Below are 22,165 nucleotides of genomic sequence, written 5' to 3' on the forward strand. Positions count from 1 at the left end.
CGCATCCAGCTGGGTGTGGCGGCTATTCTAACCGCAGCGACCGACTTCAATGCTTGAAAACTTCGAGAAGGATTGACCCATGGCAAGGCGTTTGGCAGCTGCACTGGCCATCACCGCGAGCCTGTTGCTCGGCGGCTGCGGTGCGGACTACGGCGTGGACCAGCACGGCAACACGGTAAAGGCCGAACAGATCGACGGGCACTGGCTGGTGCTCAACTACTGGGCCGAATGGTGCGGCCCGTGCCGCACGGAAATCCCTGAGCTCAATGCCGCCGCCAAGCAGTGGGAGGCCCAGGGCATTCGGGTGGTGGGGGTGAATTTCGACGGCCTGCAGGGGCCGGACCTGAAAGCCGCCGCCGACACCCTGGGCATCGGTTTTACCGTGCTGGCCCAGGACCCGGCCGAGCGCTACGAGTTGCCGCGCAGCGAGGCGCTGCCGGTGACCTACATCATCGACGACAAGGGCAAGGTGCGTGAGCAGTTGATGGGTGAGCAGACGCTTGAAGGGCTGCAGGCGAAGATCAGGGCTTTGAAAGGCGGCGCCTGATCGATCATGGGGCCGCTTTGCGGCCCTTTCGCGGCACAAGGCCGCTCCTACAAGGGAATGCGAAACCCTGTAGGAGCGGCCTTGTGCCGCGAATGGGCTGCAAAGCAGCCCCCGGCGATGATCAGCCTTCCTCAGGCCAGAAGCGCAGCGGCTTGCCCTCGGCCGGCCAGAAACGGATCTGCTCGATCGGCGACACATCCCAGCGCTGCACCGTTTCCAGCGCCTGCAGGAAGCGTTTTTCCTGGTCCATCAGCGCTGGCGCGCACAATTTGCGGGTCTTGCCGACCTTGCCGAAGCTGATACGCTCGCCCTCCAGCGTGTAGGGCGCGAACCAGTGGTTGCAGCCGCCGTTGCCGTAGGCGCGACCATCGCTGGCCAGGGTCAGCGTCAGGTGGCTGTAGTCGATCAGCGGGCGCTCACCGATCCACTCCAGCACGTAGCTCTGCTCCTGCTGCAGCTTCGAGGGTTGTGCGGCGCAGCCCAGCAGGCCGCAGGCGATCAGCGCGCCGGTCAGCAGCTGTTTCACTCAACCACGCTCCCGGCACTGCGGGCACAGGTGCTTGTCGCCCTTGCTCGCCCAGCCCAGTTCCTGGATACGCGCGCTGGCGGCCGGGGCCTGGCCCTTCTTGCCCAGCTTGGCGTCGTTGGCGAACTCGAAGTCCAGCACCGCGTCGCAGCTGTCGCACTTGACCTGCCAGTTGAGGATCTCAAGCTCGTTGAACGCCGGGCCCTGGGCCACGGCGACCCACTGGCCATGCGGGTTGATCAGGTGGCGCACGGTCTCGACGGTCAGGCGCATGGACAGGTCCTTGCTGCCCTTGAGGGTGACCAGCAGGACGTCGCCCTTCTGGATCGAGCCGCCGTTGCCGGTAACCTGGTAGCGGCCAGGCACCAGCGCGCGGCACTCGATCAGGGTGTGTTGCGGGTTAAAAAGGGTGTAGCGGAAATCGTGTTCGACCATGGGTCCTCCAAAATTGCCGCGTATCCTAGCATCAACCGTTTACAAGATTGTGCGGATTGCCTGCCGCCCAGCGGTTGATGTTGTCCAGGGTGGTCGCGGCGATGGCATCCAGGGCCTCGCGGGTGAGGAAGGCCTGGTGGGCGGTGACGATCACGTTGGGGAAGGTCAGCAGGCGTGCCAGCACGTCGTCCTGCAACGGCAGGTCGGAGCGGTCCTCGAAGAACAGCTGCGCTTCCTCTTCATACACATCCAGCCCCAGGTAGCCGAGCTGGCCGCTCTTGAGCGCGTCGATCAGCGCTGGGGTGTCGACCAGCGCGCCGCGACCGGTGTTGATCAGCATGGCGCCGGGCTGCAGCTGGGCCAGGCTCTGGGCGTTGATCAGGTGGCGGGTGTGCTCGGTCAGCGGGCAGTGCAGGCTGATGATGCGCGCCTGGCGCAGCAGCTCGGGCAGTTCCAGGTAGCGGGCGCCGAGGGCGACCAGCTCGGGGTTGGGGTAGGGGTCGTAGGCCAGCAGCTGGCAGCCGAAGCCGGCCATGATGCGGGCGAAGGCGGCGCCGATCTGGCCGGTGCCGACCACGCCGACGGTCTTGCCGTGCAGGTCGAAGCCGGTCAGCCCGTGCAGGGTGAAGTCGCCTTCGCGGGTGCGGTTGTAGGCCCGGTGCAGGCGGCGGTTGAGGGCCAGGATCAGGGCCACGGCGTGCTCGGCGACGGCGTGGGGCGAGTAGGCCGGCACGCGGACCACGGTCAGGCCCAGGCGCTGCGCCGCAGCCAGGTCGACATGATTGTAGCCGGCCGAGCGCAGGGCGATCAGGCGCGTGCCGCCGGCGGCCAGGCGTTCCAGCACCGGTGCGTCGAGCTCGTCGTTGATGAAGGCGCAGACCACCTCGAAGCCCTGGGCCAGCGGCGCGGTGTCGAGGGTCAGGCGGGCGGGCTGGCAGTGCAGCTCCACCGTGCCCGCACTGGCGGCGCGGGTGAAGCTTTCCTGGTCGTAGTGCTGGCTGCTGAACAACAGGGCGCGCATGGTCTGAGTCCTATCTGAAATGCCACCAGTCTAGCCAAATGGTCAGTCTGGGCGTTGACCTGTGTCTCCTGTGGGAGATCGCCCAGTCCGTCGGGCTGCGCTGTCGCGCTGGGAACTGACTTCACAGGTGATCCGCGCACCCTGCGGGAGCAACTGTCTTGCTCAATTTTTAGAATCTGGCGCGGTCCCTGTGGGAGCGGGCTTGCCTGCGAACACCGGCGCAGCCGGTGCCATCCATCGCGCTGGATTCTTCGCGGGTAAACCCGCTCCCACAGGGGACAGTTACCTACGCGCTCTCGCGCGCCTGTTCGGCCAGTCGGCTGATGGCCTGGTCCAGTTCATCCAGCGCCTGCAGCGCCTGGGGACTGTCCTGCTTGAGCAAGGTTTCGCTGCGCTGGCAGGCCGCCCGCAACTGCGGCACGCCGCAATAGCGCGAGGCACCGTTGAGCCGGTGCACGCGCTCGATCATCGCCGTGCGGTCGGCGGCGTTGCGCGCGGCGCGGATGGCTTCACGGTCGGACTCCAGCGAGGCCAGCAGCATGGCCAGCATGTCCGCCGCCAGGTCCGGCTTGCCGGCCGCCAGGCGCAGGCCTTCCTCCGGGTCGAGCACCTTCAGCTCGCTGCTGTCGGCCAGGCGTTCGCTGGCGCGTTCCGGTGGCGGTGAGCCCAGGCTCAGGCCGGTCCACTTCATCACCACCTGGGACAGCTGGCGCTCGCTGATCGGCTTGGTCAGGTAGTCGTCCATGCCGCTGTGCAGCAGGGCGCGCTTTTCGTTGGCCATGGCGTGGGCGGTGAGGGCCACGATCGGCAGGGGCGGGCCGCTCTGGCTGCTTTCCCACTGGCGGATCTGCTCGGTGCAGGCGCGGCCATCCATGCCGGGCATCTGTACATCCATCAGCACCAGGTCGAACGGTTCGTCCTGCACGGCCTGTACCGCGCCGTAGCCGTTGTCCACTGCCAGCACCTCGGCGCCCATGCCTTCGAGCAGGGTCTGTACCAGCAGCAGGTTGGCCGGGTTGTCGTCGACGCAGAGGATCTTCGGCATGCGCTGGCCACCGTGGTTGCGCTGTTCGCACACCGGGCGGCGCGGCTGCACCAGCTCCAGCAGCAGGCGACGCAGCTTGCGGGTGCAGGTCGGCTTGGCCAGCAGTTGGCCATGGGCATTGGGCAGGTAAGGGTGGTAGAGCGGCTGCTCGGTGGTCGGACAGAGCACCACGCACTGGCAGCCGAGACGTTCGAGCTGCTGGTGGTACTGGCCCAGCTGTTCCGGGGCCAGGCTGCCCAGGTTGACCCCGAGCACGGCGAACTCGAACGGCTGCCCGGCCTGGCTGGCGGCCTGCACGCCTTGCAGCAGCTGGTCGCAGGAGGCGAACACGCTGACCGCCAGGCCGCAGTCCTCCAGTTGGTGCTCCAGTGCCTGGCGCGCCAGGTCGTGGCCGTCGACGATGGCCACGCGGCGGCCGAGCAGGGCCTGGGCGGGTTGTTCCTCGGCGTCGTCGTGGGCCTTGGGCAGGTTGAGGCTGATCCAGAACTGCGAGCCCTCGCCAGGGGTGCTGTCGACGCCGATCTCGCCGCCCATCTGCTCGATCAGGCGCTTGGAGATTACCAGCCCCAGGCCGGTGCCGCCGGGTTGGCGCGACAGCGAGTTGTCGGCCTGGCTGAACGCCTGGAACAGGGTACGCACATCCTGGGGCGACAGGCCGATGCCGGTGTCCTGCACGCTGATGCGCAGTTGCACGCTGTCTTCCTGCTCGTCCTCGAGCATGGCACGCACGACGATGGTGCCTTCGCGGGTGAACTTGATGGCGTTGCTCACCAGGTTGGTGAGGATCTGCTTGAGCCGCAGCGGGTCGCCGACCAGCGACAGCGGCGTGTCGCGGTAGACCAGGCTCAGCAGTTCCAGCTGCTTGGCGTGGGCGGCCGGAGCGAGGATGGTCAGGGTGTCCTGGATCAGGTCGCGCAGGTTCAGCGGGATGCTGTCGAGCACCAGCTTGCCGGCCTCGATCTTGGAGAAGTCGAGGATCTCGTTGATGATCCCCAGCAGGTTGTCGGCGGACTTCTCGATGGTGCCGAGGTAGTCGAGCTGGCGCGGGGTCAGCTCGCTCTTCTGCAACAAGTGGGTGAAGCCGAGGATGCCGTTGAGCGGGGTGCGGATCTCGTGGCTCATGTTGGCGAGGAACTCAGACTTGATGCGGCTGGCCTCCAGGGCCTCCTTGCGCGCCATGTCCAGCTCGATGTTCTGGATCTCGATGGTCTCCAGGTTTTGGCGCACGTCCTCGGTGGCCTGGTCGATGCTGTGCTGCAGCTCTTCGTGGGCGCTGTGCAGGGTTTCGGCCATGCGGTTGATGCCGGCGGCCAGCTCGTCGAGCTCGTGGCTGCCCATGGCCGGCAGGCGCTCGTCCAGGTGGCCGTCCTTGAGCTGGTTGACCGCGTGCTTGATGCGGTTGATCGGGTTGTTGATGGTGCGGCTCATGCGCAGGGCCAGCAGCGCGGTCAGGCTCAGGCAGGCGAGGATCAGCAGCAGGCTGGTGAACAGGTTGCGGTAGCCGCGCAGCAGGGTGCCGTCGTGGGACAGTTCGATCTCCACCCAGCCGAGCAGGCGCTCGGCCTCGGCCGGCACGGCGTCGGTGGCCAGGTCGCGGTGATGGCCGAACACCGGCATCAGGTAGCGGGTGGCGTCGTTGCCCGTGCGCTGCAGCAGCTGCGTGCCGGTGCCGCCGCTGGGCGGCTGGTTGAGCATGCTGGGGCCGGCATGGGCCAGGCGCGTGCGGTCGGCGGCAAGGAACGCCACGGCGCGCACATCGGCCTGCTCCAGGGCCTGGGCGGCGATGCGCTCCAGTTGCGCCGGAGCCTGGCGGGCGAGGGCCGGTGCCGCCAGTGGTGCCAACTGCTCGGCGATCATCTTGCCGCGTTGCAGCAGTTGCGTGCGCAGGTCGCTTTGTTGCAGCCAGGTGAAGTAACTGCCCAGCACCAGGGCCATCAGGCTGGCGGGCAGCAAGGCCAGCAGCAGGACGCGGCTGCGGATTCCCAAACGGTCGAGCACACCTGTCTCCTGTCATGTGCTGTTAAAGGCGCGGTTCGCGCATCAGCGGGAACGTTACTCTGCGCTGAGGGGTAATGCACAGGATTTGTAATGGTTTTTGCTTTTCTCGGCTGGCGTTGCCGGTGCGGGCACTTCAATGTCACGCCAGTCGGACGGAGGTTGCCTTGTTCGGACCGCTTGTCCAATAATCGCGTAATTGAGAATTGATGGCAGTTGCCAATGCATCCTGAAGCGATTCACGCGACCAACATCCTCGCCATCGAGGACGATCCCGTGCTGGGCGCCTACCTGCATGACGAGCTGCAGCGCGGCGGCTTCCAGGTGACCTGGTGCCGCAATGGCCTGGAAGGCCTGGAGGCGGCGGGCCGGCAGGTGTTCGACCTGGTGCTGATGGACATCCTGCTGCCCGGGCTCAACGGCCTGGACGCACTGGCCAGCCTGCGTCGACGCAGCGCCACGCCGGTGATCCTGATGTCGGCGCTGGGCGCCGAGGCCGACCGCATCAGCGGCTTCGAGCGCGGCGCGGACGACTACCTGCCCAAGCCGTTCAGCTTTGCCGAGCTGCGGGTGCGCATCGAGGCGATCCTGCGCCGGGTGGCCTTCGAGCGGCGCGCTCGGGCGCCGCGTGGGGTGGAGGCCGGGCAATTGCATTTCGACGAGCAGGCCACCGATGTCAGCCTCGCCGGCGCCTGGGCCGGGCTTACCCCCAGTGAATATCGCCTGCTCGACACCCTGCACCGCAGCCAGGACGAGGTGCTGAGCAAGCCCTTCCTCTACCAGCAGGTGCTGCAGCGTGGCTACTCGCGGCATGACCGCAGCCTGGACATGCACGTCAGCCAGATCCGCCGCAAGCTCAAGGCCATCGGCTACCACGAGCGGCAGGTGCGTACCGTGTGGGGCAAGGGCTATGTGTTCGGCGCGGGCGAGGCCGACTGAACCGTGCTCGACCGTCACTCGCTGTTCTGGAAACTGACCGTCCTGCTGGTGGGCTTCTGCCTGCTGATGATCGGCCTGAGCTACAGCTGGGGCCGGCACATGGAAACCCAGGATGCCTTCCTGTCCGAGCCGGCGCGGCAAGTGCTGCGCGGCTACGCGACGCAGGCCGAGCAGGCCTGGCGCAGTGGCGACCGCGAGGGCGTGGACGCCTGGCTGGCCGAGATGCGCGAGCGCGAGCAGGGCTGGGTGGGCGTGCTCGACGGTGACCTGCAACCGTTGGGCAGCGCCGACCTGAGCGCCGGCCAGGCCCAGCGCCTGACCCGCCTGCGTGGCGTCGACTGGCCCATGAGCCGACGCAGTGTCGGCCAGCCCTGGTTGCGCCTGCCGTTCCCCGGCGCGCCGGAGCAGGGCATGCTGGTGATCGAGCTGCCGGAGCGCTTCAACCCCGGCCAGTACCGCTTGTTCTGGCGCGTCGTCACCAACGGCATCATCCCCGGGTTGTTCACCCTGCTGCTGTGCGTCGGCCTGTACCGCATGCTGATCGTGCCGCTCAACCAGTTGCGCGAGCAGGCCAATGCCTGGCGGGCCGACCAGCTGGCCGCGCGCCTGGATTCGCGCACCACCCGGCGCAAGGACGAACTGGGCGAACTGGCCCGGGCCTTCGACCAGATGGCCGAGCGCCTGCAGGGCACCGTGGCCTTGCAGCAGCAGTTGCTGCGCGATCTGTCCCACGAGATGCGCACGCCGCTCAGCCGCCTGCGCGTGGCCTGCGATGGCGAGACCGACCTGCAGCGCCTGCGCGAACGCCTGCACCGCGAGGTGGATGGCATGCAGCAACTGGTCGAGGACACCTTGCAACTGGCCTGGCAGGACGCCGAACGCGCACCGGTGAACCTCGAGCCGATCCAGGTGGCGGCGCTGTGGGATCTGCTCAGCGAGAACGCCTGCTACGAAAGTGGCTGGGCGCCGCAGCGGCTGCGCTGCGACTTGCCGGCCGGCTGCTGGGTGCAGGGCAGCCTCAACGACCTGGCCCAGGCATTGGAGAACATGCTGCGCAACGCCATCCGTCATTCCCCGGAGGCGGGCGTGGTGCGCCTGAGCGGTTGGCGAGAGGGCGGGTACTGGCGTATCGACCTGGAGGACGAGGGCGGTGGCGTGGCCGAGGAAGACCTGGAGCGGATATTCGCGCCGTTTTCCAGGCTGGAGGGTTCGCGGCCCGGGGATGGTGGTTTCGGCCTGGGCTTGAGCATTGCCCGCAATGCGATCCGGCGCCAGGGCGGGAGCGTGTGGGCGGTCAATGGCGAGCATGGCCTGCGCTTGTGCATGCGCCTGGCTGCGGGGGAGTCGAGCTCATCGCGGGACAAACCCGCACCCACAAAGGCTTCGCACACCCTGTAGGAAACTTGCGTTGCCGCGCTGGGAACTGTCCTCCTGTGGGAGCGGGCTTATCGGACCGCCGCACCGCCGCGAACACCGGCGGAGCCGGTGCCATACACCGCGCTGGATTCTTCGCGGGTAAACCCGCTCCCACAGGGTCCACCTAAATCTATGAGTTACGGTTTGTTCCATGGGAGCGGGCTTGCCCAGCGATCACCCGCAAAGCGGGTGCCAGGCCCATGCCCTTATAGCCATGAGCTATAACATCCAGCAATTGCGTGATATGGCCGAGCAGGGTTTGCCGGTATGATAGACGCCCCTGCCGTCCGGATTGCGAAAACGCCCATGACCCTGCAGTACCCAACCATCGCCGATTGCATCGGCCATACGCCACTGGTTCGCCTGCAGCGCATCGCCGGGGACACCAGCAACACCTTGCTGCTCAAGCTCGAAGGCAACAATCCGGCAGGTTCGGTCAAGGACCGCCCGGCGCTGTCGATGATCACTCGCGCCGAGCTGCGTGGCCAGATCAAGCCCGGCGACACCCTCATCGAAGCCACCTCCGGCAACACCGGCATCGCCCTGGCCATGGCCGCGGCGATCAAAGGCTACAAGATGATCCTGATCATGCCGGACAACTCCACCGCCGAACGCAAGGCGGCGATGACCGCTTATGGCGCCGAGCTGATCCTGGTGACCAAGGAAGAGGGCATGGAGGGCGCGCGCGACCTCGCCGAGAAGATGCAGGCCGAAGGCCGCGGCCTGGTCCTCGACCAGTTCGCCAACGGCGACAACCCGATCGCCCACTACAACAGCACCGGCCCGGAAATCTGGCAGCAGACCCAGGGCAGCATCACTCATTTCATCAGCTCCATGGGCACCACCGGCACCATCATGGGCTGCTCGCAGTACCTCAAGGAGCAGAACCCGGCGGTGCAGATCGTCGGCCTGCAGCCGATGGAAGGCTCGGCCATCCCCGGCATCCGCCGCTGGCCCCACGAGTACCTGCCGAAGATCTTCGACGCCACCCGCGTCGACCGCGTGGTCGACATGTCCCAGCAGGAGGCTGAGGAGACCACCCGTCGCCTGGCCCGCGAAGAGGGCATTTTCTGTGGCGTATCTTCCGGCGGCGCGGTGGCAGCCATGCTGCGCCTGTCCCGTGAAGTCGAGAATGCGGTGATGGTCGCCATCATCTGCGACCGCGGCGACCGTTACCTCTCCACCGGCCTGTTCGACCCGACCTGATGTCCAGAAAGAAAAGCAACACCGGCCTGCGCTTCCAGCCGGCCGGCGGCAACCGTGCCGCACAGCTGCCCGTGGGCAAGAAGCAACGTCTGTCGATCGAGCGCGTGGCCGGTGACGGTCGCGGCATCGCCTTCATTGAAGGACGTACCTGGTTCGTCAGCGGCGCGCTGGCCGGCGAGGACGTCGAGGCGCGGGTGCTCGCCGCCCGCGGCAAGGTGGTCGAGGCGCGCCTGGAGCGCGTGTTCCAGGCCAGCCCCGAGCGCCGTGAAGCGCCTTGCCGGCACTACGCCCGCTGCGGTGGCTGCAACCTCCAGCACCTGCCCCATGACGGCCAGCTGGCACTCAAGCAGCGCCTGCTCGCCGAGCAACTGCAGCGGGTGGCTGGCGTGCAGCCCGAGGAGTGGGCTGTTCCCCTGAGCGGACCGGAATTCGGCTACCGCCGCCGGGCGCGGGTCGCGGTACGCTGGGACACCAAGGCGCGCCAACTGGACGTGGGGTTTCGCGCCGAGGCCAGCCAGGACATCGTCGGCATCGACGAATGCGCGGTGCTGGTACAACCCTTGCAAACGATCATGCGCCACCTGCCGACCGTGCTGCGCAGCCTGGGCAAGCCACAGGCGCTGGGGCACGTGGAGCTGTTCAGCGGCACCGCCGAGGCGGTGCTGGTGCGGCATGTAGCGCCCCTGCCAAGTGACGACCTGGCGCGGCTCGAGGCGTTCTGCCGCGAGGCCGGCGCCCAGCTGTGGCTGCAGGGCGAGGGCGAGCCGGCGCCGGTGGATGCTGCGGCGCAACTGGGCTTTGCCCTGGAGCCCTGGAGCCTGGAACTGGCCTGGCGGCCGGGTGACTTCGTCCAGGTCAACGCCCAGGTCAACACCTTGATGATCCAGCAGGCTCTCGCCTGGCTGGCGCCCGAGGCGCACGAGCGGGTCCTGGACCTGTTCTGCGGCCTGGGCAACTTCGCCTTGCCCCTGGCCCGCCAGGCGCGCGAGGTGGTGGCGGTGGAGGGCGTGCAGGCCATGGTCGAGCGCGCCGCGGCCAACGCCGATGGCAACAATGTGCATAACGCTCGGTTTTTTCAGGCCGATTTATCGCAGCCTTTGGCGGGCGCCGGATGGGTCGCCGAGGGCTTTTCTGCGGTACTCTTGGATCCACCGCGCGACGGGGCTTTCGAGGTGGTGCAAGGCATCGCCCGGCTGGGTGCGAAGCGGCTGGTCTACGTATCGTGCAACCCGGCCACGCTGGCGCGAGACGCGCAGGTGCTGGTCGGGCAGGGGTACCGGTTAAAAAGGGCCGGGATTCTCGACATGTTTCCTCAGACGGCGCATGTCGAGGCCATGGCGTTATTCGAAGCGGGCTAGCTGGGCTGGCCCTCTTGGTGCGCCCTTCAGGGAGTGAGGGGCGCACAGGTGATAGCCAGTGCACCCGTGTGGTGCGCTGTATGGAAAGGTAGAACAAAGATGGTACAGGTGAGAGTGCACCAGCCGGTCAACAACGACGGCAGTATCAATCTCGAAGCATGGCTCGATCATGTGGTGAGCGTCGATTCGCAGCTCGATCGCCCTGGGCTGAAAGAGGCCTGCGAGTTTGCCCATGAAGTCGAGAGGAAGGGTAATCCGGCCAAGCATTCCTGGGCCGACGGTACCTCCAGTTTCCAGGCGGGGCTGGAGATCGCCGAAATTCTCGCCGACCTAAAGCTCGACCAGGATTCGCTGGTGGCGGCGGTCATCTACCGTTCGGTGCGCGAAGGCAAGGTGACCCTGGCCGAGGTCGGCCAGCGTTTCGGCCCGGTGGTGTCCAAGCTGATCGACGGCGTGCTGCGCATGGCGGCCATCAGTGCCAGCCTCAGCCCGCGCCAGTCGCTGGTGCTCGGCTCCCAGGCGCAGGTCGAGAACCTGCGCAAGATGCTGGTGGCCATGGTCGACGATGTGCGCGTGGCGCTGATCAAGCTCGCCGAACGTACCTGCGCCATTCGTGCGGTCAAGGCCGCCGATGACGAGAAGCGCCTGCGCGTGGCCCGCGAGGTGTTCGACATCTATGCGCCGCTGGCGCACCGGCTGGGTATCGGCCATATCAAGTGGGAACTCGAGGACCTGTCGTTCCGCTACCTCGAGCCCGACCAGTACAAGCAGATCGCCAAGCTGCTGCACGAGCGCCGGCTGGACCGCGAGCGCTTCATCAGCGACGTGATGAACCAGCTGCAGAACGAGCTGCTGGCCACCGGCGTCAACGCCGACATCAGCGGCCGGGCAAAACACATCTATTCGATCTGGCGCAAGATGCAGCGCAAGGGCCTGGAGTTCAGCCAGATCTACGACGTGCGCGCGGTGCGCGTGCTGGTGCCGGAAGTACGCGACTGCTATACCGCGCTGGGCATCGTGCACACCTTGTGGCGGCACATTCCGAAGGAGTTCGACGACTACATCGCCAACCCCAAGGAAAACGGCTACCGCTCCCTGCACACCGCAGTGATCGGCCCCGAGGGCAAGGTGCTGGAGGTGCAGATCCGCACCCACGCCATGCATGAGGAAGCCGAGCTGGGCGTGTGTGCGCACTGGCGCTACAAGGGCACCGACGTCAAGCCCAGCTCCAACCACTACGAAGAGAAGATCTCCTGGCTGCGCCAGGTGCTCGAGTGGCACGAAGAGCTGGGCGACATCGGCGGCCTGGCCGAACAGCTGCGCGTCGATATCGAGCCGGACCGGGTCTACGTGTTCACCCCCGACGGCCACGCCATCGACCTGCCCAAGGGCGCCACGCCGCTGGACTTCGCCTATCGGGTGCACACCGAGATCGGCCACAACTGCCGGGGCGCCAAGATCAACGGCCGTATCGTGCCGCTGAACTACAGCCTGCAGACCGGCGAGCAGGTGGAGATCATCACCAGCAAGCACGGCAACCCGAGCCGCGACTGGCTGAACTCCAACCTGGGCTACGTGACCACCTCGCGGGCCCGGGCCAAGATCGTCCACTGGTTCAAGCTGCAGGCCCGCGACCAGAACGTGGCCGCCGGCAAGACCCTGATCGAGCGCGAACTGAGCCGCCTGGGCCTGCCCCAGGTGGATTTCGAACGCCTGGCGGAAAAGGCCAACGTCAAGACTGCCGAGGACATGTTCGCCGCCCTTGGCGCCGGCGACCTGCGCCTGGCGCACATGGTCAACGCCGCGCAGCAGTTGCTCGAACCCGAGCGCCTGGAGCCGGTCGAGCTGATCCCGCGCCAGGCCCGGGGCATCCGCGCGGGCAAGCGCAGCGACATCCAGATCCAGGGTGTCGGCAACCTGCTTACGCAGATGGCCGGGTGCTGCCAGCCGCTGCCGGGCGACGCCATCGTCGGCTATATCACCCAGGGCCGTGGCGTGAGCATTCACCGCCAGGATTGTGCCTCGGTGCTGCAACTGGCGGGCAAGGAGCCGGAGCGCATGATCCAGGTCAGCTGGGGACCGATCCCGGTGCAGACCTATCCGGTCGACATCGTCATCCGTGCCTACGACCGCCCGGGGCTGCTGCGCGACGTGTCGCAGGTGCTGCTCAACGAGAAGATCAACGTGCTGGCGGTCAACACCCGCTCGAACAAGGAAGACAACACCGCGCTGATGTCGCTGACCATCGAGATCCCAGGCCTGGACGCCCTCGGGCGCTTGCTGGGGCGGATCTCGCAGTTGCCCAACATCATCGAGACGCGGCGTAATCGTACCCCTTGAGACTGCTATCGCGGGGCAAGCCCGCTCCCACGCTGTTGTACCGTCAGCGTGGGAGCGGGCTTGCCCCGCGATGAGGCCGGTAAGGACAACCCATGACCTACACCCTTGAAGACCTGCTGCACCTCATGGCCCGCCTGCGCGATCCGCAATATGGCTGCCCCTGGGACCTCAAGCAGGACTACGCCAGTATCGTCCCGCACACCCTCGAGGAAGCCTACGAAGTCGCCGACACCATCGAGCGCGGCGACTTCGAGCACCTGCAGGGCGAGCTGGGGGACCTGTTGTTCCAGGTGGTCTACTACAGCCAGCTGGCCCGCGAGGAAGGGCGCTTCGAGTTCGATGGCGTGGTCGATTCGATCACCCGCAAGCTGATCCGCCGCCATCCCCATGTATTCCCCACCGGCGAGCTGTACGCACCGTTGGACACACCCAAGCTCGACGAGGCCCAGGTCAAGTCGCGCTGGGAGGAGATCAAGGCCGAGGAGCGTGCCGAAAAGAGCGAGCCCGAGCAGTTGTCGCTGCTCGACGACGTGCCCGCGGCCTTGCCCGCGCTGTCTCGCGCCGCCAAACTGCAGAAGCGCGCCGCCACGGTCGGCTTCGACTGGCCCGAGGCGTTGCCGGTGCTGGACAAGGTCCGCGAGGAGCTCGACGAAGTGCTGCAGGCCATGGCCGATGGAGACAGCGAGGCGCTGGAGGACGAGCTGGGCGACCTGCTGTTCGCCACCGTCAACCTGGCCCGGCACCTCAAGCACGACCCGGAAAACGCCTTGCGCCGCGCCAACCGTAAATTCGAGCGCCGTTTCCGTTTTATCGAACAGGCATTGCGCGAGCAGGGCCTGAACATTCAAGATCGTACCCTCGACGAGCTGGACGCCTTATGGGGCGAGGCCAAGCGTCAGGAAAAGAACCTGCCCAGCTGCGGCTGAGCCGATGCATAAGTGAGTGAACACCCATGAGCCTTTCCCTTCGCGACCAATTGCTCAAAGCCGGCCTGGTCAACCAGAAACAGGTCTCGCAGACCAACAAAGCCGAGAAGAAACAGAAACGCCTGGAACACAAGGGCCAGGTCGAGGTGGACGACAGCCAGCAGCGCCTGGCCAGGGAAGCCCAGGCCGAGAAGGCCAAGAAGGACCAGGAGCTGAACCGCCAGGTCCAGGAAAAGGCCGAGCAGAAGGCCCGTGCCGCGCAGGTCAAGCAACTGATCGAAGCGACCCGGCTGCCCAAGCTGACCACCGAGGATTACTACAACTTCGTCGATGACAAGAAGGTCAAGCGCATCGCCGTCAACGCCCTGATGCGCAGCAAGCTGAGCAATGGCGCGCTGGCCATCGTCGCCCATGGTGGCGGCTACGAAGTGATCCCGCGCGAGGCGGCAGTGAAGATCCAGGAGCGCGACCCCAACCGTATCCTGCTGCTCAACACCCATGTCGAGGAAGCGGACGAGGACGATCCTTACGCGGCCTACAAGATCCCAGACGATCTGATGTGGTAAGCACGAAAAACCCCGCCTTGGCGGGGTTTTTTATTGCAGGGCCGGGTCACTGCGCCGGGCGTTGGCGCTCGAGGCATTCCAGCTCCATGCGGTACTGGTGAGCCTGTTGCTCGTCATGGAACATGCCGACCAGCTGGCCTTGCTGATGCACGTCCCAGATCCGCAGGCCAGCGGCCTGGCCTTCGTGGGACATTTTCGATTCGTCGCGTTCGGTTACCTGGACTGTCATCGTCAAACTCCACTGCTTGGGTTGGCTGCGGCACTGTGTCGCAGGCCTCCTTTATAGAGTTTGTTAGCAGGCTAAGTAAATAAAACGGCGATGAAACAAGTTTCATGTAGGAGCGGCCTTGTGCCGCGAAAGGGCTGCGCAGCAGCCCCAGGATGTCAGCACCGACGCAGAAATTGCCGGGGCCGCTTTGCGGCCCTTTCGCGGCACAAGGCCGCTCCTACACAGGGGAGGGCGGACAGCAGCAAAAAAAAGCCCCGCACGAGGCGGGGCTTCGGGCGTTACAGGCAGCGGTATCAGTTACCCTTGACCGCCTTGCCATCGACCGTGCCATCCTGCAGCACGATCACGTACTCCTTGCCATCGGTCTCGACCTGGCGCAGCTGGACCAGCAGGTAGTCCCAGTCCTTGGCGAACCACAGCTCGGTGATGCGCTTGCTCTGGCTCGGGTCGCGCACGCGCTCGACCTTGATCGCGTCGACCTGGCCGGTCTTGGTGGTCACTTTTTCGGTGCCCAGCACGCGGAAGTCGTAGGTGTCGATCTCGTCACCGTCGACCACCTGGTAGGTCATGCTCTTCTTGCCGGCGGCCACGTCATGCTGCAGGGCCAGCTGGTAGGACGACTTGTCCAGCACGCCGCGGTTGAGCGGCAGGTTGATGGCGTCGCCACGGTCGCTGCCGGTGATCTTCTTGCCGGCCCAGTCGAAGTTCAGGTCGACCTTCTTCGCCTTGCCCAGGCCGCCGCGTTCGAAGTGATACTGCTGCGGCAGCAGGGTGTCGTTCTCGAACTTGAGGGTGCTTTGCTCGGTCAGGCTGGCGATCATCATCGAGGCCTTGAAGTTCAGGCTCCAGGTGCCGTTGGCGTTCTTTTCCAGGCTGCGTGCGGCGGTGCCGCTCATCGGCAGCTGTTTCCAGTCGGCGGTGTAGCTGGCCGCGAAAGGCTTCAGATCAGCTGCCTGGAGGGGCAGGGCGAGCACGGCGAGAGCCAAGAGCAGGGCGCGACGCATAAATTCTCCTAGGATCGAATCAAGTGACCGCTGGCCGCCAGCGGCTGGCCATCCAGTAATGCACCCTGTTCGCCCAGACGCAAGCGTCCTTCGGCGAACCAGCGCACCGCCAGCGGGTAGATCTGGTGTTCCTGCAGGTGCACGCGCTGGGCGAGCGTCTGCGCGGTGTCATCCGTTGCCACGGGTACCACAGCCTGTACGACCAGAGGCCCGCCATCGAGTTCCTCGGTGACGAAGTGCACGCTGCAGCCGTGCTCGGCGTCACCCGCTTCCAGCGCGCGCTGGTGGGTGTGCAGGCCTTTGTACTTCGGCAACAGTGACGGATGGATGTTCAGCAGGCGGCCCTGGTAGTGGCGCACGAAATCGCCACTGAGGATGCGCATGAAACCGGCCAGCACCACCAGGTCGGGTTGGAAGCCATCGATCAGCGCCATCAGCGCCGCGTCGAAGGCTTCACGCCCGTCGAAACCGGTGTGCGACAACACGGCGGTTTCGATGCCGGCGCCCTTGGCGCGCTCGAGGCCATAGGCATCGGCACGGTTCGAGATGACCGCGCGGATGCGTGCCGGGCTGTCGCTGGCGCTGTTGCTGTCGATCAGTGCCTGCAGGTTGCTGCCGGAGCCCGACAGCAACACGACTACATTGCAGGGCATCAGTGTGCCTTGAGGTTCTGCAGCTCGACCTGGGCGGCGCCTTCGGCGGCCACGTCGATACGGCCGATCACCCACGGTTGCTCGCCTTCGGCGCGCAGCACGTTCAGGGCGCTGTCGACCTGATCCTGGGCCACGCAGATGACCATGCCCACGCCGCAGTTCAGCACGCGGTGCATTTCATGCTCGTCGACGTTGCCTTTTTCCTGCAGGAAGTCGAACACCGCCGGGCGCTGCCAGCTGGCCACGTTGACCACGGCCTGGGCGCCTTTTGGCAGCACGCGCGGGATGTTGTCCAGCAGGCCGCCGCCGGTGATGTGGGCCATGGCCTTTACCGCGCCGGTCTGCTTGATCAGTTGCAGCAGCGGCTTGACGTAGATGCGGGTCGGCGCCATCAGCAGGTCGGCCAGCGGCTTGCCGTCGAGCTGGGTGTTGTCGATGTCGGTGCCGGAAACCTCGAGGATCTTGCGGATCAGCGAGTAGCCATTGGAGTGCGGGCCGGAGGACGGCAGGGCAATCAGGGCGTCGCCGGTGACCACTTTCGAGCCGTCGATGATCTCGGCCTTTTCCACCACGCCGACGCAGAAGCCAGCCAGGTCGTAGTCTTCGCCTTCGTACATGCCTGGCATCTCGGCGGTTTCACCACCGACCAGCGAGCAACCGGCCAGTTCGCAACCGGCGCCGATGCCGGTGACCACGGTGGCGGCCACGTCGACGTTGAGCTTGCCGGTGGCGTAGTAGTCGAGGAAGAACAGCGGCTCGGCGCCGCACACCACCAGGTCGTTGACGCACATGGCGACCAGGTCCTGGCCGATGCTGTCGTGCTTGTTCAGGTTCAGCGCCAGGCGCAGCTTGGTGCCGACGCCGTCGGTGCCGGAGACCAGCACCGGCTGCTTGTAGCCGGCCGGGATCTCGCAGAGGGCGCCGAAGCCGCCCAGGCCACCCATGACTTCAGGACGTGCGGTGCGCTTGGCGACGCCCTTGATGCGTTCGACCAGTGCTTCGCCGGCGTCGATGTCTACACCGGCGTCTTTGTAGCTCAGGGAGGGTTGCTTGCTCATTGATCCAGGCCTTTAGGAGGGAGGGATTCAGAAAAACGACCGGGACGGCCAAGGCCGGTTTCAGAAACGGCGGCTGCCTGTACGTCACTGGTCTGCGAAGGCGCGCGATTTTATCAGGGTTGCCCCAAGGCGGCCATCCTCAGGCCGACGGGCAGGCGGGAAATCTGGGCAAAAAACCGTGTTTCACCCCGTGCGACTGGTTGCCGCGCCGGTGCCTGTATAAGGTATAGGCATGGCGACCCACGTAACGGGCCGGCAACGCGGAGCATTTTCCGTGGTTGCGCGGTCACAGCCGACAGGCAAGGGCGTGTCGCCCCAAGGTCATCTGGACAGGAATCCTCAATGCGTCTTCTCAATTTCCTCGCGGGCGCCTGCCTGGCTGTGGCCGGCACCGTCGCCCAGGCCGAAACCGTCTCCGGCTTGTATCAGGTGCGCGAGCCCGTCGAAGGGCAGGGCAGCGAAGCCCGCGCCCAGGCCACCGGCAAGGCCCTGGATACCCTGGTGCTGCGCCTGACCGGCGATCCCAAGGCGGCGCAGAACCCGGCACTGGCCGCGCTGCGCAAGGACCCGCAGCAGATCATCAACCAGGTCGGCACCGAAGCCGGGCCGCCGGAGTCGGTGCTGGTCGAATTCGACCCCGGCAGCACCGAGCGCGCCCTGCGCCAGGCTGGCCTGGCGCTGTGGGGCAGCAACCGGCCGTCGATCCTTGGCTGGTGGCTCAACGACAGCGTCGAGGGCAGCAACCTGGTCGGCGATGGCCAGGCCGTCGCCGAACCCCTGCGTCGGGCCGCCCAGCACCGTGGCCTGCCCCTGCGCCTGCCGTTGGCCGACCTGCAGGAGCAACTGGTGGCCAATGCCAAGCTGCTCGAAGGCAACGACCCGGCGCCGCTGCGCGAGGCCTCCGAACGCTATGGCGCCGATGCCCTGCTGGCGGTGCACGCCCACGAGGCTGACGGCAAGTGGCAGGGTAAATGGCAGCTGTGGCTAGGTGACCAGCGTGAGCAGGGCAACGCCGAGGGCGCCGACCAGGCGGCCCTGGCCGATGCCGTGCTGCTGGCGGTGAGCAATCGCCTGGCGCCGCGTTACGTCACCCGTCCCGGCGCCAGCAGCGACCTGCAAGTGCAGGTCCAGGGCATGAACCTGCAACGCTACGCCGAGTTGAGCCGGGTGCTCGAGCCTTATGGTGCGCGGCTGCAGATGGCCGATGGTGGCACCCTGACCTACCGCGTCAGCGGCAATCGCGAACAGCTGCGCGCGCAGTTGAGCCTGGCCAAGCTCCAGGAGCTGTCCGCCGAGCCTGCTCCCGCCACACCTGTGCCAAGCGCGCAGGACCCGGCCGGCGCAACGCCGCCGGCCACCGCCGCCAAGCCGTTCGACGGCCTGCGTTTTCGCTGGTAAGGAATACTTGAATGATTGATATGCGTCGCTGGATCTGGTTGGGCGCGGCTTTTGTGGTCGCCGGGCTGCTGTACTTTTTGCACAACATCCTCTCGCCGTTCCTGGTGGGCATCCTGCTGGCCTACCTGGCCGACCCGTTGGTCGACCGCCTGGAGCGGCTCGGCCTGTCGCGCACCTGGGGCGTGGTGGTGGTGTTCAGCCTGTTCACCCTGATCTTCCTGGCCCTGCTGCTGGTGCTGGTACCGATGCTGGCCAAGCAGCTGCTACGCCTGTACGAGCTGGCGCCGCAGATGCTCGACTGGTTGCAGCACGTGGCGCTGCCCTGGGTGCAGAGCCGCCTGAGCCTGGCCGATGGCTTCTGGAAGTTCGACAAGATCAAGGCCGCCATCGGCGAGCACATGGGCCAGACCACCGACATCGTCGGCGTGCTGTTGTCCCAGGCCACCGCCTCGAGCCTGGCGCTGATCGGCTGGCTGGCCAACCTGGTGCTGATCCCGGTGGTGGGCTTCTACCTGCTGCGCGACTGGGACCTGATGATGGCCAAGCTGCGCAGCCTGCTGCCGCGCCAGCGCGAGCCGCAGGTAGTGGGGTTGGCCGGCGAGTGCCACGAGGTGCTGGGGGCGTTCGTGCGTGGGCAGTTGCTGGTGATGCTGGCGCTGGGCGTCATCTATTCCAGCGGCCTGATGCTGGTGGGCCTGGAACTGGGCCTGCTGATCGGCATGCTCGCGGGGCTGGCGGCGATCGTGCCGTACATGGGCTTCATCATCGGCATCGGCGCGGCGCTGGTCGCCGGGTTGTTCCAGTTCGGCGGCGAGCTTTACCCGATGCTGGGCATCGTTGCGGTGTTCATGGTCGGGCAGGCCCTCGAAGGCATGGTGCTGACGCCGCTGCTGGTAGGCGACCGCATCGGCCTGCACCCGGTGGCGGTGATCTTCGCGATCCTGGCCGGCGGCGAGCTGTTTGGTTTCACCGGGGTGTTGCTGGCGTTGCCGGTGGCGGCGGTGATCATGGTGCTGCTGCGGCATGTGCATGACCTGTACAAGGAATCGGACATGTATGCCGGGGAGATCGACCCGGAGCTATGACCCATCGCGGGGCAAGCCCGCTCCCACGCCGACCTGTGAGGGGTACCAGCGTGGGAGCGGGCTTGCCCCGCGATGCTTTAAAAGTAGTGCAACTAATTGATTTTACTTGCGCTATTCCCCTCGCCGATTGTGCCGTCCGCGCTGCGGGTATAGACTTTGCACACTGTTCATCAAAGGCCCCCTGTGGTCCCCGCGACCGCCCGCGAGCATGAAACCGATCCAGTTGCCCCTGGGTGTGCGTCTGCGCGACGACGCCACCTTCATCAACTACTACCCCGGCGCCAATGCCGCGGCACTGGGCTATGTCGAGCGGCTGTGCGAAGCCGACGCCGGCTGGACCGAGAGCCTCATCTACCTGTGGGGCAAACAGGGCGTGGGCCGTACCCATCTGTTGCAGGCCGCCACCCACCGTTTCCAGCAGTTGGGTGAGCCCGCCGTCTACCTGCCCCTGGCGCAACTGCTCGATCGCGGCGTCGAACTGCTTGACCGCCTGGAACAGTACGAGCTGGTGTGCATCGACGACCTGCATGTGATTGCCGGCAAGGCGGACTGGGAAGAAGCCATGTTCCACCTGTTCAACCGCCTGCGCGACAGCGGCCGACGCTTGCTGCTGGCGGCGTCCAGTTCGCCGCGGGAGCTGCCGATCAAGCTGGCCGACCTGAAGTCGCGGCTGACCTTGGCACTGATCTTCCAGATGCGCGGGATGTCCGACGAGGACAAGCTGCGCGCTTTGCAACTGCGTGCTTCGCGCCGCGGTCTGCACCTGACCGACGAAGTCGGCCACTTCATCCTCACCCGCGGTACGCGCAGCATGAGCGCGCTGTTCGACCTGCTCGAGCGCCTCGACCAGGCCTCCCTGCAGGCGCAGCGCAAGCTGACCATCCCGTTCCTCAAGGAAACCCTCGGCTGGTGACCCTGAGAACACGGTGCCAGAGCGCCAAAACGGAAAAGTCACATCTTTTTCGATAAAATTTGCAAATGAGTCCGATAGAAGGCATAGTTTCCCCCTTCTAAAGGACTACAGACACGGTCGTGCCCATGCTGAAGCGCTTCGCACCCCTCGTGCCACTTGCACTTGTCACCCTACTTTACGGCTGCGCCTCCACCGGCCCGGTCGCACCCTCGCAGGATCACCGCGTGGCCGCCGAGCAATCGGTCAAGGCCATGGCTTCCGCCTCTTCCGTATTCACCGAGGAAGAACTGGCCAGCGAAGACGACCTCGAGGCCTTCTCCAGCAACAGCAAGCCGTACCAGCTGCCTGTGCTGGCCGACAGCATTCTCGAACGCGGCATGGCCCTGATCGGTACCCGCTACCGCTTCGGCGGCACCTCCGAGAAGTCCGGCTTCGATTGCAGCGGCTTCATCGGCTACCTGTTCCGCGAAGAGGCGGGCATGAACCTGCCACGCTCGACCCGCGAGATGATCAACGTCGACGCGCCCAAGGTCGCCCGCAACAAGCTCAAGCCCGGCGACCTGCTGTTCTTCAGCACCAACGGCCGTGGCCGCGTCAGCCACGCCGGCATCTACCTGGGTGACAACCAGTTCATCCACTCCAGCAGCCGCCGCAGCGGTGGCGTGCGCATCGACAGCCTGGGCGATCGCTACTGGAGCAAGACCTTCATCGAGGCCAAACGCGCGCTCGCCATGGCGCCGACCACGATCTCGCGCAATTGATTTGATATCAAAATGCTGTAACCTCGCACGGCGGCGTAGCTGAAAAGCTCGCCGCCGTGCGCATTTACAGAAAGCGTCTAATCTAAATTCTCAACTCTTTTCGACCTTCGGCCGTGGCCGCAGGGTTCCTGACAGGACGTTCGCATCATGGCGATGTTGGCGCGCTTCGCATTCCTCTCCCTGCTGGCCCTGCTCGCGGCCTGTTCCAGCCGTGCACCTGCGCCGGCGCCCATGCCCAAACAGCCGATGGTGTTCAATCAGGCGCCTTCATCGCCGGCGGCGGACGATGTGCTGTTCCGCGCCATCGGCCTGGTGGGCACCCCGTATCGCTGGGGGGGCAACACGCCGGATGCCGGGTTCGATTGCAGCGGCCTGATCGGCTACGTCTACCGTGACGCGGCGGGTATCAGCCTGCCGCGCTCGACCCGCGAGATGATCGTCATGCGCGCGCCGAACGTGGATATCAATGCGCTGCAGTCGGGCGATCTGGTGTTCTTCGCCACCAGCGGCGGTTCGCAGGTCAGCCACGCCGGCATCTACGTCGGTGAAGGGCGCTTCGTGCACGCGCCGTCGACGGGCGGGACCGTGCGCCTGGACTACCTGTCCAACAGCTACTGGGCCAAGGCCTACCTCCAGGCCAAGCGCGTACTGCCGCCGGGCCACCTGGCGCAGAATCCTTGATGGCGCTTCATTAAGCCTGTGGGAGCGGATTTACCCGCAATCGCGTCATAGGATCCACCGCCT

General features: G+C 66.0%; 21 protein-coding genes. 13 read left to right on the forward strand and 8 right to left on the reverse strand.

Going from position 1 to position 22,165, the window contains the following annotated elements; translation table 11 throughout:
• Nucleotides 1-79 precede the first annotated feature (79 nt).
• Nucleotides 80-547, forward strand: coding sequence for a TlpA disulfide reductase family protein (locus tag LU671_RS20435; protein ID WP_028690924.1), 468 nt, complete (start codon nt 80-82; stop codon nt 545-547).
• A 121-nt stretch (nt 548-668) separates the two neighbouring features.
• Here LU671_RS20435 and LU671_RS20440 read toward each other — a convergent pair whose 3' ends face one another.
• From LU671_RS20440 to LU671_RS20455, 4 genes are all read right to left on the reverse strand, one after another.
• Nucleotides 669-1,073: an META domain-containing protein gene (locus LU671_RS20440; RefSeq protein ID WP_203647700.1), complete on the reverse strand. Its 405-nt coding sequence runs from the start codon at nt 1,071-1,073 to the stop codon at nt 669-671.
• Nucleotides 1,074-1,508 carry a hypothetical protein gene (locus LU671_RS20445; protein WP_028690922.1) on the reverse strand — a complete coding sequence of 145 codons (435 nt, stop codon included), beginning with the start codon at nt 1,506-1,508 and terminating at the stop codon, nt 1,074-1,076. It abuts the gene before it with no gap.
• A 31-nt stretch (nt 1,509-1,539) separates the two neighbouring features.
• Nucleotides 1,540-2,529, reverse strand: a complete 990-nt coding sequence (locus LU671_RS20450; RefSeq protein ID WP_232856702.1) for a 2-hydroxyacid dehydrogenase — start codon at nt 2,527-2,529, stop codon at nt 1,540-1,542.
• Nucleotides 2,530-2,815: 286 nt separating this feature from the next.
• A complete protein-coding gene (locus LU671_RS20455; RefSeq protein ID WP_232856703.1) occupies nt 2,816-5,572 on the reverse strand; it encodes a response regulator in 2,757 nt (918 codons plus the stop codon).
• Nucleotides 5,573-5,791: 219 nt separating this feature from the next.
• Here LU671_RS20455 and LU671_RS20460 point away from each other — a divergent pair, with 219 nt between their 5' ends.
• The 7 genes from LU671_RS20460 (at nt 5,792) to LU671_RS20490 (ending at nt 14,320) form a co-directional block, all read left to right on the forward strand.
• Nucleotides 5,792-6,508, forward strand: coding sequence for a response regulator transcription factor (locus LU671_RS20460; protein ID WP_203647697.1), 717 nt, complete (start codon nt 5,792-5,794; stop codon nt 6,506-6,508).
• Between the two features lie 3 nt (nt 6,509-6,511).
• Entirely contained in the window at nt 6,512-7,906 is a 1,395-nt protein-coding gene (locus LU671_RS20465) for a sensor histidine kinase (protein WP_203647696.1), read from the forward strand.
• 324 nt (nt 7,907-8,230) lie between these two features.
• On the forward strand, nt 8,231-9,130 hold the full coding sequence (gene cysM, locus LU671_RS20470; protein WP_203647695.1) for a cysteine synthase CysM: 900 nt from the start codon (nt 8,231-8,233) through the stop codon (nt 9,128-9,130).
• Nucleotides 9,130-10,488, forward strand: a complete 1,359-nt coding sequence (rlmD, locus tag LU671_RS20475; protein WP_232856704.1) for a 23S rRNA (uracil(1939)-C(5))-methyltransferase RlmD — start codon at nt 9,130-9,132, stop codon at nt 10,486-10,488. Before cysM ends, rlmD begins: the two co-directional genes overlap by 1 nt.
• A gap of 99 nt (nt 10,489-10,587) precedes the next feature.
• The gene (gene relA, locus LU671_RS20480) at nt 10,588-12,828 is read left to right on the forward strand and encodes a GTP diphosphokinase (protein ID WP_203647693.1); all 2,241 of its coding nucleotides are present in this window, start codon (nt 10,588-10,590) and stop codon (nt 12,826-12,828) included.
• A gap of 92 nt (nt 12,829-12,920) precedes the next feature.
• Nucleotides 12,921-13,754, forward strand: a complete 834-nt coding sequence (gene mazG / locus LU671_RS20485; RefSeq protein ID WP_232856705.1) for a nucleoside triphosphate pyrophosphohydrolase — start codon at nt 12,921-12,923, stop codon at nt 13,752-13,754.
• 26 nt (nt 13,755-13,780) lie between these two features.
• On the forward strand, nt 13,781-14,320 hold the full coding sequence (locus tag LU671_RS20490) for a DUF2058 domain-containing protein (RefSeq protein ID WP_203647691.1): 540 nt from the start codon (nt 13,781-13,783) through the stop codon (nt 14,318-14,320).
• 46 nt (nt 14,321-14,366) lie between these two features.
• Here the strand turns inward: LU671_RS20490 and LU671_RS20495 are convergent, their stop codons facing one another.
• The 4 genes from LU671_RS20495 to purM all read right to left on the reverse strand — a co-directional run bounded on the left by LU671_RS20495 (nt 14,367) and on the right by purM (nt 17,264).
• Nucleotides 14,367-14,549 (reverse strand): hypothetical protein, encoded by a 183-nt coding sequence (locus tag LU671_RS20495; protein WP_203647690.1) that lies wholly within the window; start codon nt 14,547-14,549, stop codon nt 14,367-14,369.
• Between the two features lie 293 nt (nt 14,550-14,842).
• On the reverse strand, nt 14,843-15,553 hold the full coding sequence (locus LU671_RS20500; protein ID WP_050704538.1) for a DUF3108 domain-containing protein: 711 nt from the start codon (nt 15,551-15,553) through the stop codon (nt 14,843-14,845).
• Nucleotides 15,554-15,561: 8 nt separating this feature from the next.
• The gene (gene purN, locus LU671_RS20505; RefSeq protein ID WP_203647689.1) at nt 15,562-16,206 is read right to left on the reverse strand and encodes a phosphoribosylglycinamide formyltransferase; all 645 of its coding nucleotides are present in this window, start codon (nt 16,204-16,206) and stop codon (nt 15,562-15,564) included.
• Entirely contained in the window at nt 16,206-17,264 is a 1,059-nt protein-coding gene (gene purM / locus LU671_RS20510; protein WP_232856706.1) for a phosphoribosylformylglycinamidine cyclo-ligase, read from the reverse strand. Before purM ends, purN begins: the two co-directional genes overlap by 1 nt.
• Nucleotides 17,265-17,606: 342 nt before the next feature.
• Between purM and LU671_RS20515 the strand changes: the two genes are divergently transcribed.
• The 5 genes from LU671_RS20515 to LU671_RS20535 all read left to right on the forward strand — a co-directional run bounded on the left by LU671_RS20515 (nt 17,607) and on the right by LU671_RS20535 (nt 22,102).
• Nucleotides 17,607-18,662 carry a DUF2066 domain-containing protein gene (locus LU671_RS20515; RefSeq protein ID WP_232856707.1) on the forward strand — a complete coding sequence of 352 codons (1,056 nt, stop codon included), beginning with the start codon at nt 17,607-17,609 and terminating at the stop codon, nt 18,660-18,662.
• Between the two features lie 11 nt (nt 18,663-18,673).
• Complete coding sequence (locus LU671_RS20520) at nt 18,674-19,747, forward strand: AI-2E family transporter (protein WP_232856708.1); 1,074 nt, start codon at nt 18,674-18,676, stop codon at nt 19,745-19,747.
• 208 nt (nt 19,748-19,955) lie between these two features.
• Nucleotides 19,956-20,660, forward strand: coding sequence for a DnaA regulatory inactivator Hda (gene hda / locus LU671_RS20525; RefSeq protein ID WP_203647685.1), 705 nt, complete (start codon nt 19,956-19,958; stop codon nt 20,658-20,660).
• 125 nt (nt 20,661-20,785) lie between these two features.
• Entirely contained in the window at nt 20,786-21,421 is a 636-nt protein-coding gene (locus LU671_RS20530; RefSeq protein ID WP_232856709.1) for a C40 family peptidase, read from the forward strand.
• 147 nt (nt 21,422-21,568) lie between these two features.
• Nucleotides 21,569-22,102: a C40 family peptidase gene (locus LU671_RS20535; protein ID WP_232856710.1), complete on the forward strand. Its 534-nt coding sequence runs from the start codon at nt 21,569-21,571 to the stop codon at nt 22,100-22,102.
• Nucleotides 22,103-22,165: the final 63 nt, after the last annotated feature.

It is taken from the genome of Pseudomonas sp. NMI760_13 (genome assembly GCF_021283245.1).
GTDB classification, from domain to species: Bacteria; Pseudomonadota; Gammaproteobacteria; order Pseudomonadales; family Pseudomonadaceae; genus Aquipseudomonas; species Aquipseudomonas peradeniyensis.

Bases quoted from the DNA above. Each gene is read 5' to 3' on its own strand.
- purM (WP_232856706.1), bottom strand. From the start codon at position 17,264: ATGAGCAAGCAACCCTCCCTGAGCTACAAAGACGCCGGTGTAGACATC.
- LU671_RS20515 (WP_232856707.1), top strand. From the start codon at position 17,607: ATGCGTCTTCTCAATTTCCTCGCGGGCGCCTGCCTGGCTGTGGCCGGC.
- relA (WP_203647693.1), top strand. From the start codon at position 10,588: ATGGTACAGGTGAGAGTGCACCAGCCGGTCAACAACGACGGCAGTATC.
- LU671_RS20500 (WP_050704538.1), bottom strand. From the start codon at position 15,553: ATGCGTCGCGCCCTGCTCTTGGCTCTCGCCGTGCTCGCCCTGCCCCTC.
- LU671_RS20495 (WP_203647690.1), bottom strand. From the start codon at position 14,549: ATGACAGTCCAGGTAACCGAACGCGACGAATCGAAAATGTCCCACGAA.
- LU671_RS20435 (WP_028690924.1), top strand. From the start codon at position 80: ATGGCAAGGCGTTTGGCAGCTGCACTGGCCATCACCGCGAGCCTGTTG.
- LU671_RS20535 (WP_232856710.1), top strand. From the start codon at position 21,569: ATGGCGATGTTGGCGCGCTTCGCATTCCTCTCCCTGCTGGCCCTGCTC.
- LU671_RS20460 (WP_203647697.1), top strand. From the start codon at position 5,792: ATGCATCCTGAAGCGATTCACGCGACCAACATCCTCGCCATCGAGGAC.
- rlmD (WP_232856704.1), top strand. From the start codon at position 9,130: ATGTCCAGAAAGAAAAGCAACACCGGCCTGCGCTTCCAGCCGGCCGGC.
- purN (WP_203647689.1), bottom strand. From the start codon at position 16,206: ATGCCCTGCAATGTAGTCGTGTTGCTGTCGGGCTCCGGCAGCAACCTG.
- LU671_RS20445 (WP_028690922.1), bottom strand. From the start codon at position 1,508: ATGGTCGAACACGATTTCCGCTACACCCTTTTTAACCCGCAACACACC.
- cysM (WP_203647695.1), top strand. From the start codon at position 8,231: ATGACCCTGCAGTACCCAACCATCGCCGATTGCATCGGCCATACGCCA.
- LU671_RS20520 (WP_232856708.1), top strand. From the start codon at position 18,674: ATGATTGATATGCGTCGCTGGATCTGGTTGGGCGCGGCTTTTGTGGTC.
- LU671_RS20490 (WP_203647691.1), top strand. From the start codon at position 13,781: ATGAGCCTTTCCCTTCGCGACCAATTGCTCAAAGCCGGCCTGGTCAAC.
- LU671_RS20530 (WP_232856709.1), top strand. From the start codon at position 20,786: ATGCTGAAGCGCTTCGCACCCCTCGTGCCACTTGCACTTGTCACCCTA.
- mazG (WP_232856705.1), top strand. From the start codon at position 12,921: ATGACCTACACCCTTGAAGACCTGCTGCACCTCATGGCCCGCCTGCGC.
- LU671_RS20450 (WP_232856702.1), bottom strand. From the start codon at position 2,529: ATGCGCGCCCTGTTGTTCAGCAGCCAGCACTACGACCAGGAAAGCTTC.
- hda (WP_203647685.1), top strand. From the start codon at position 19,956: ATGAAACCGATCCAGTTGCCCCTGGGTGTGCGTCTGCGCGACGACGCC.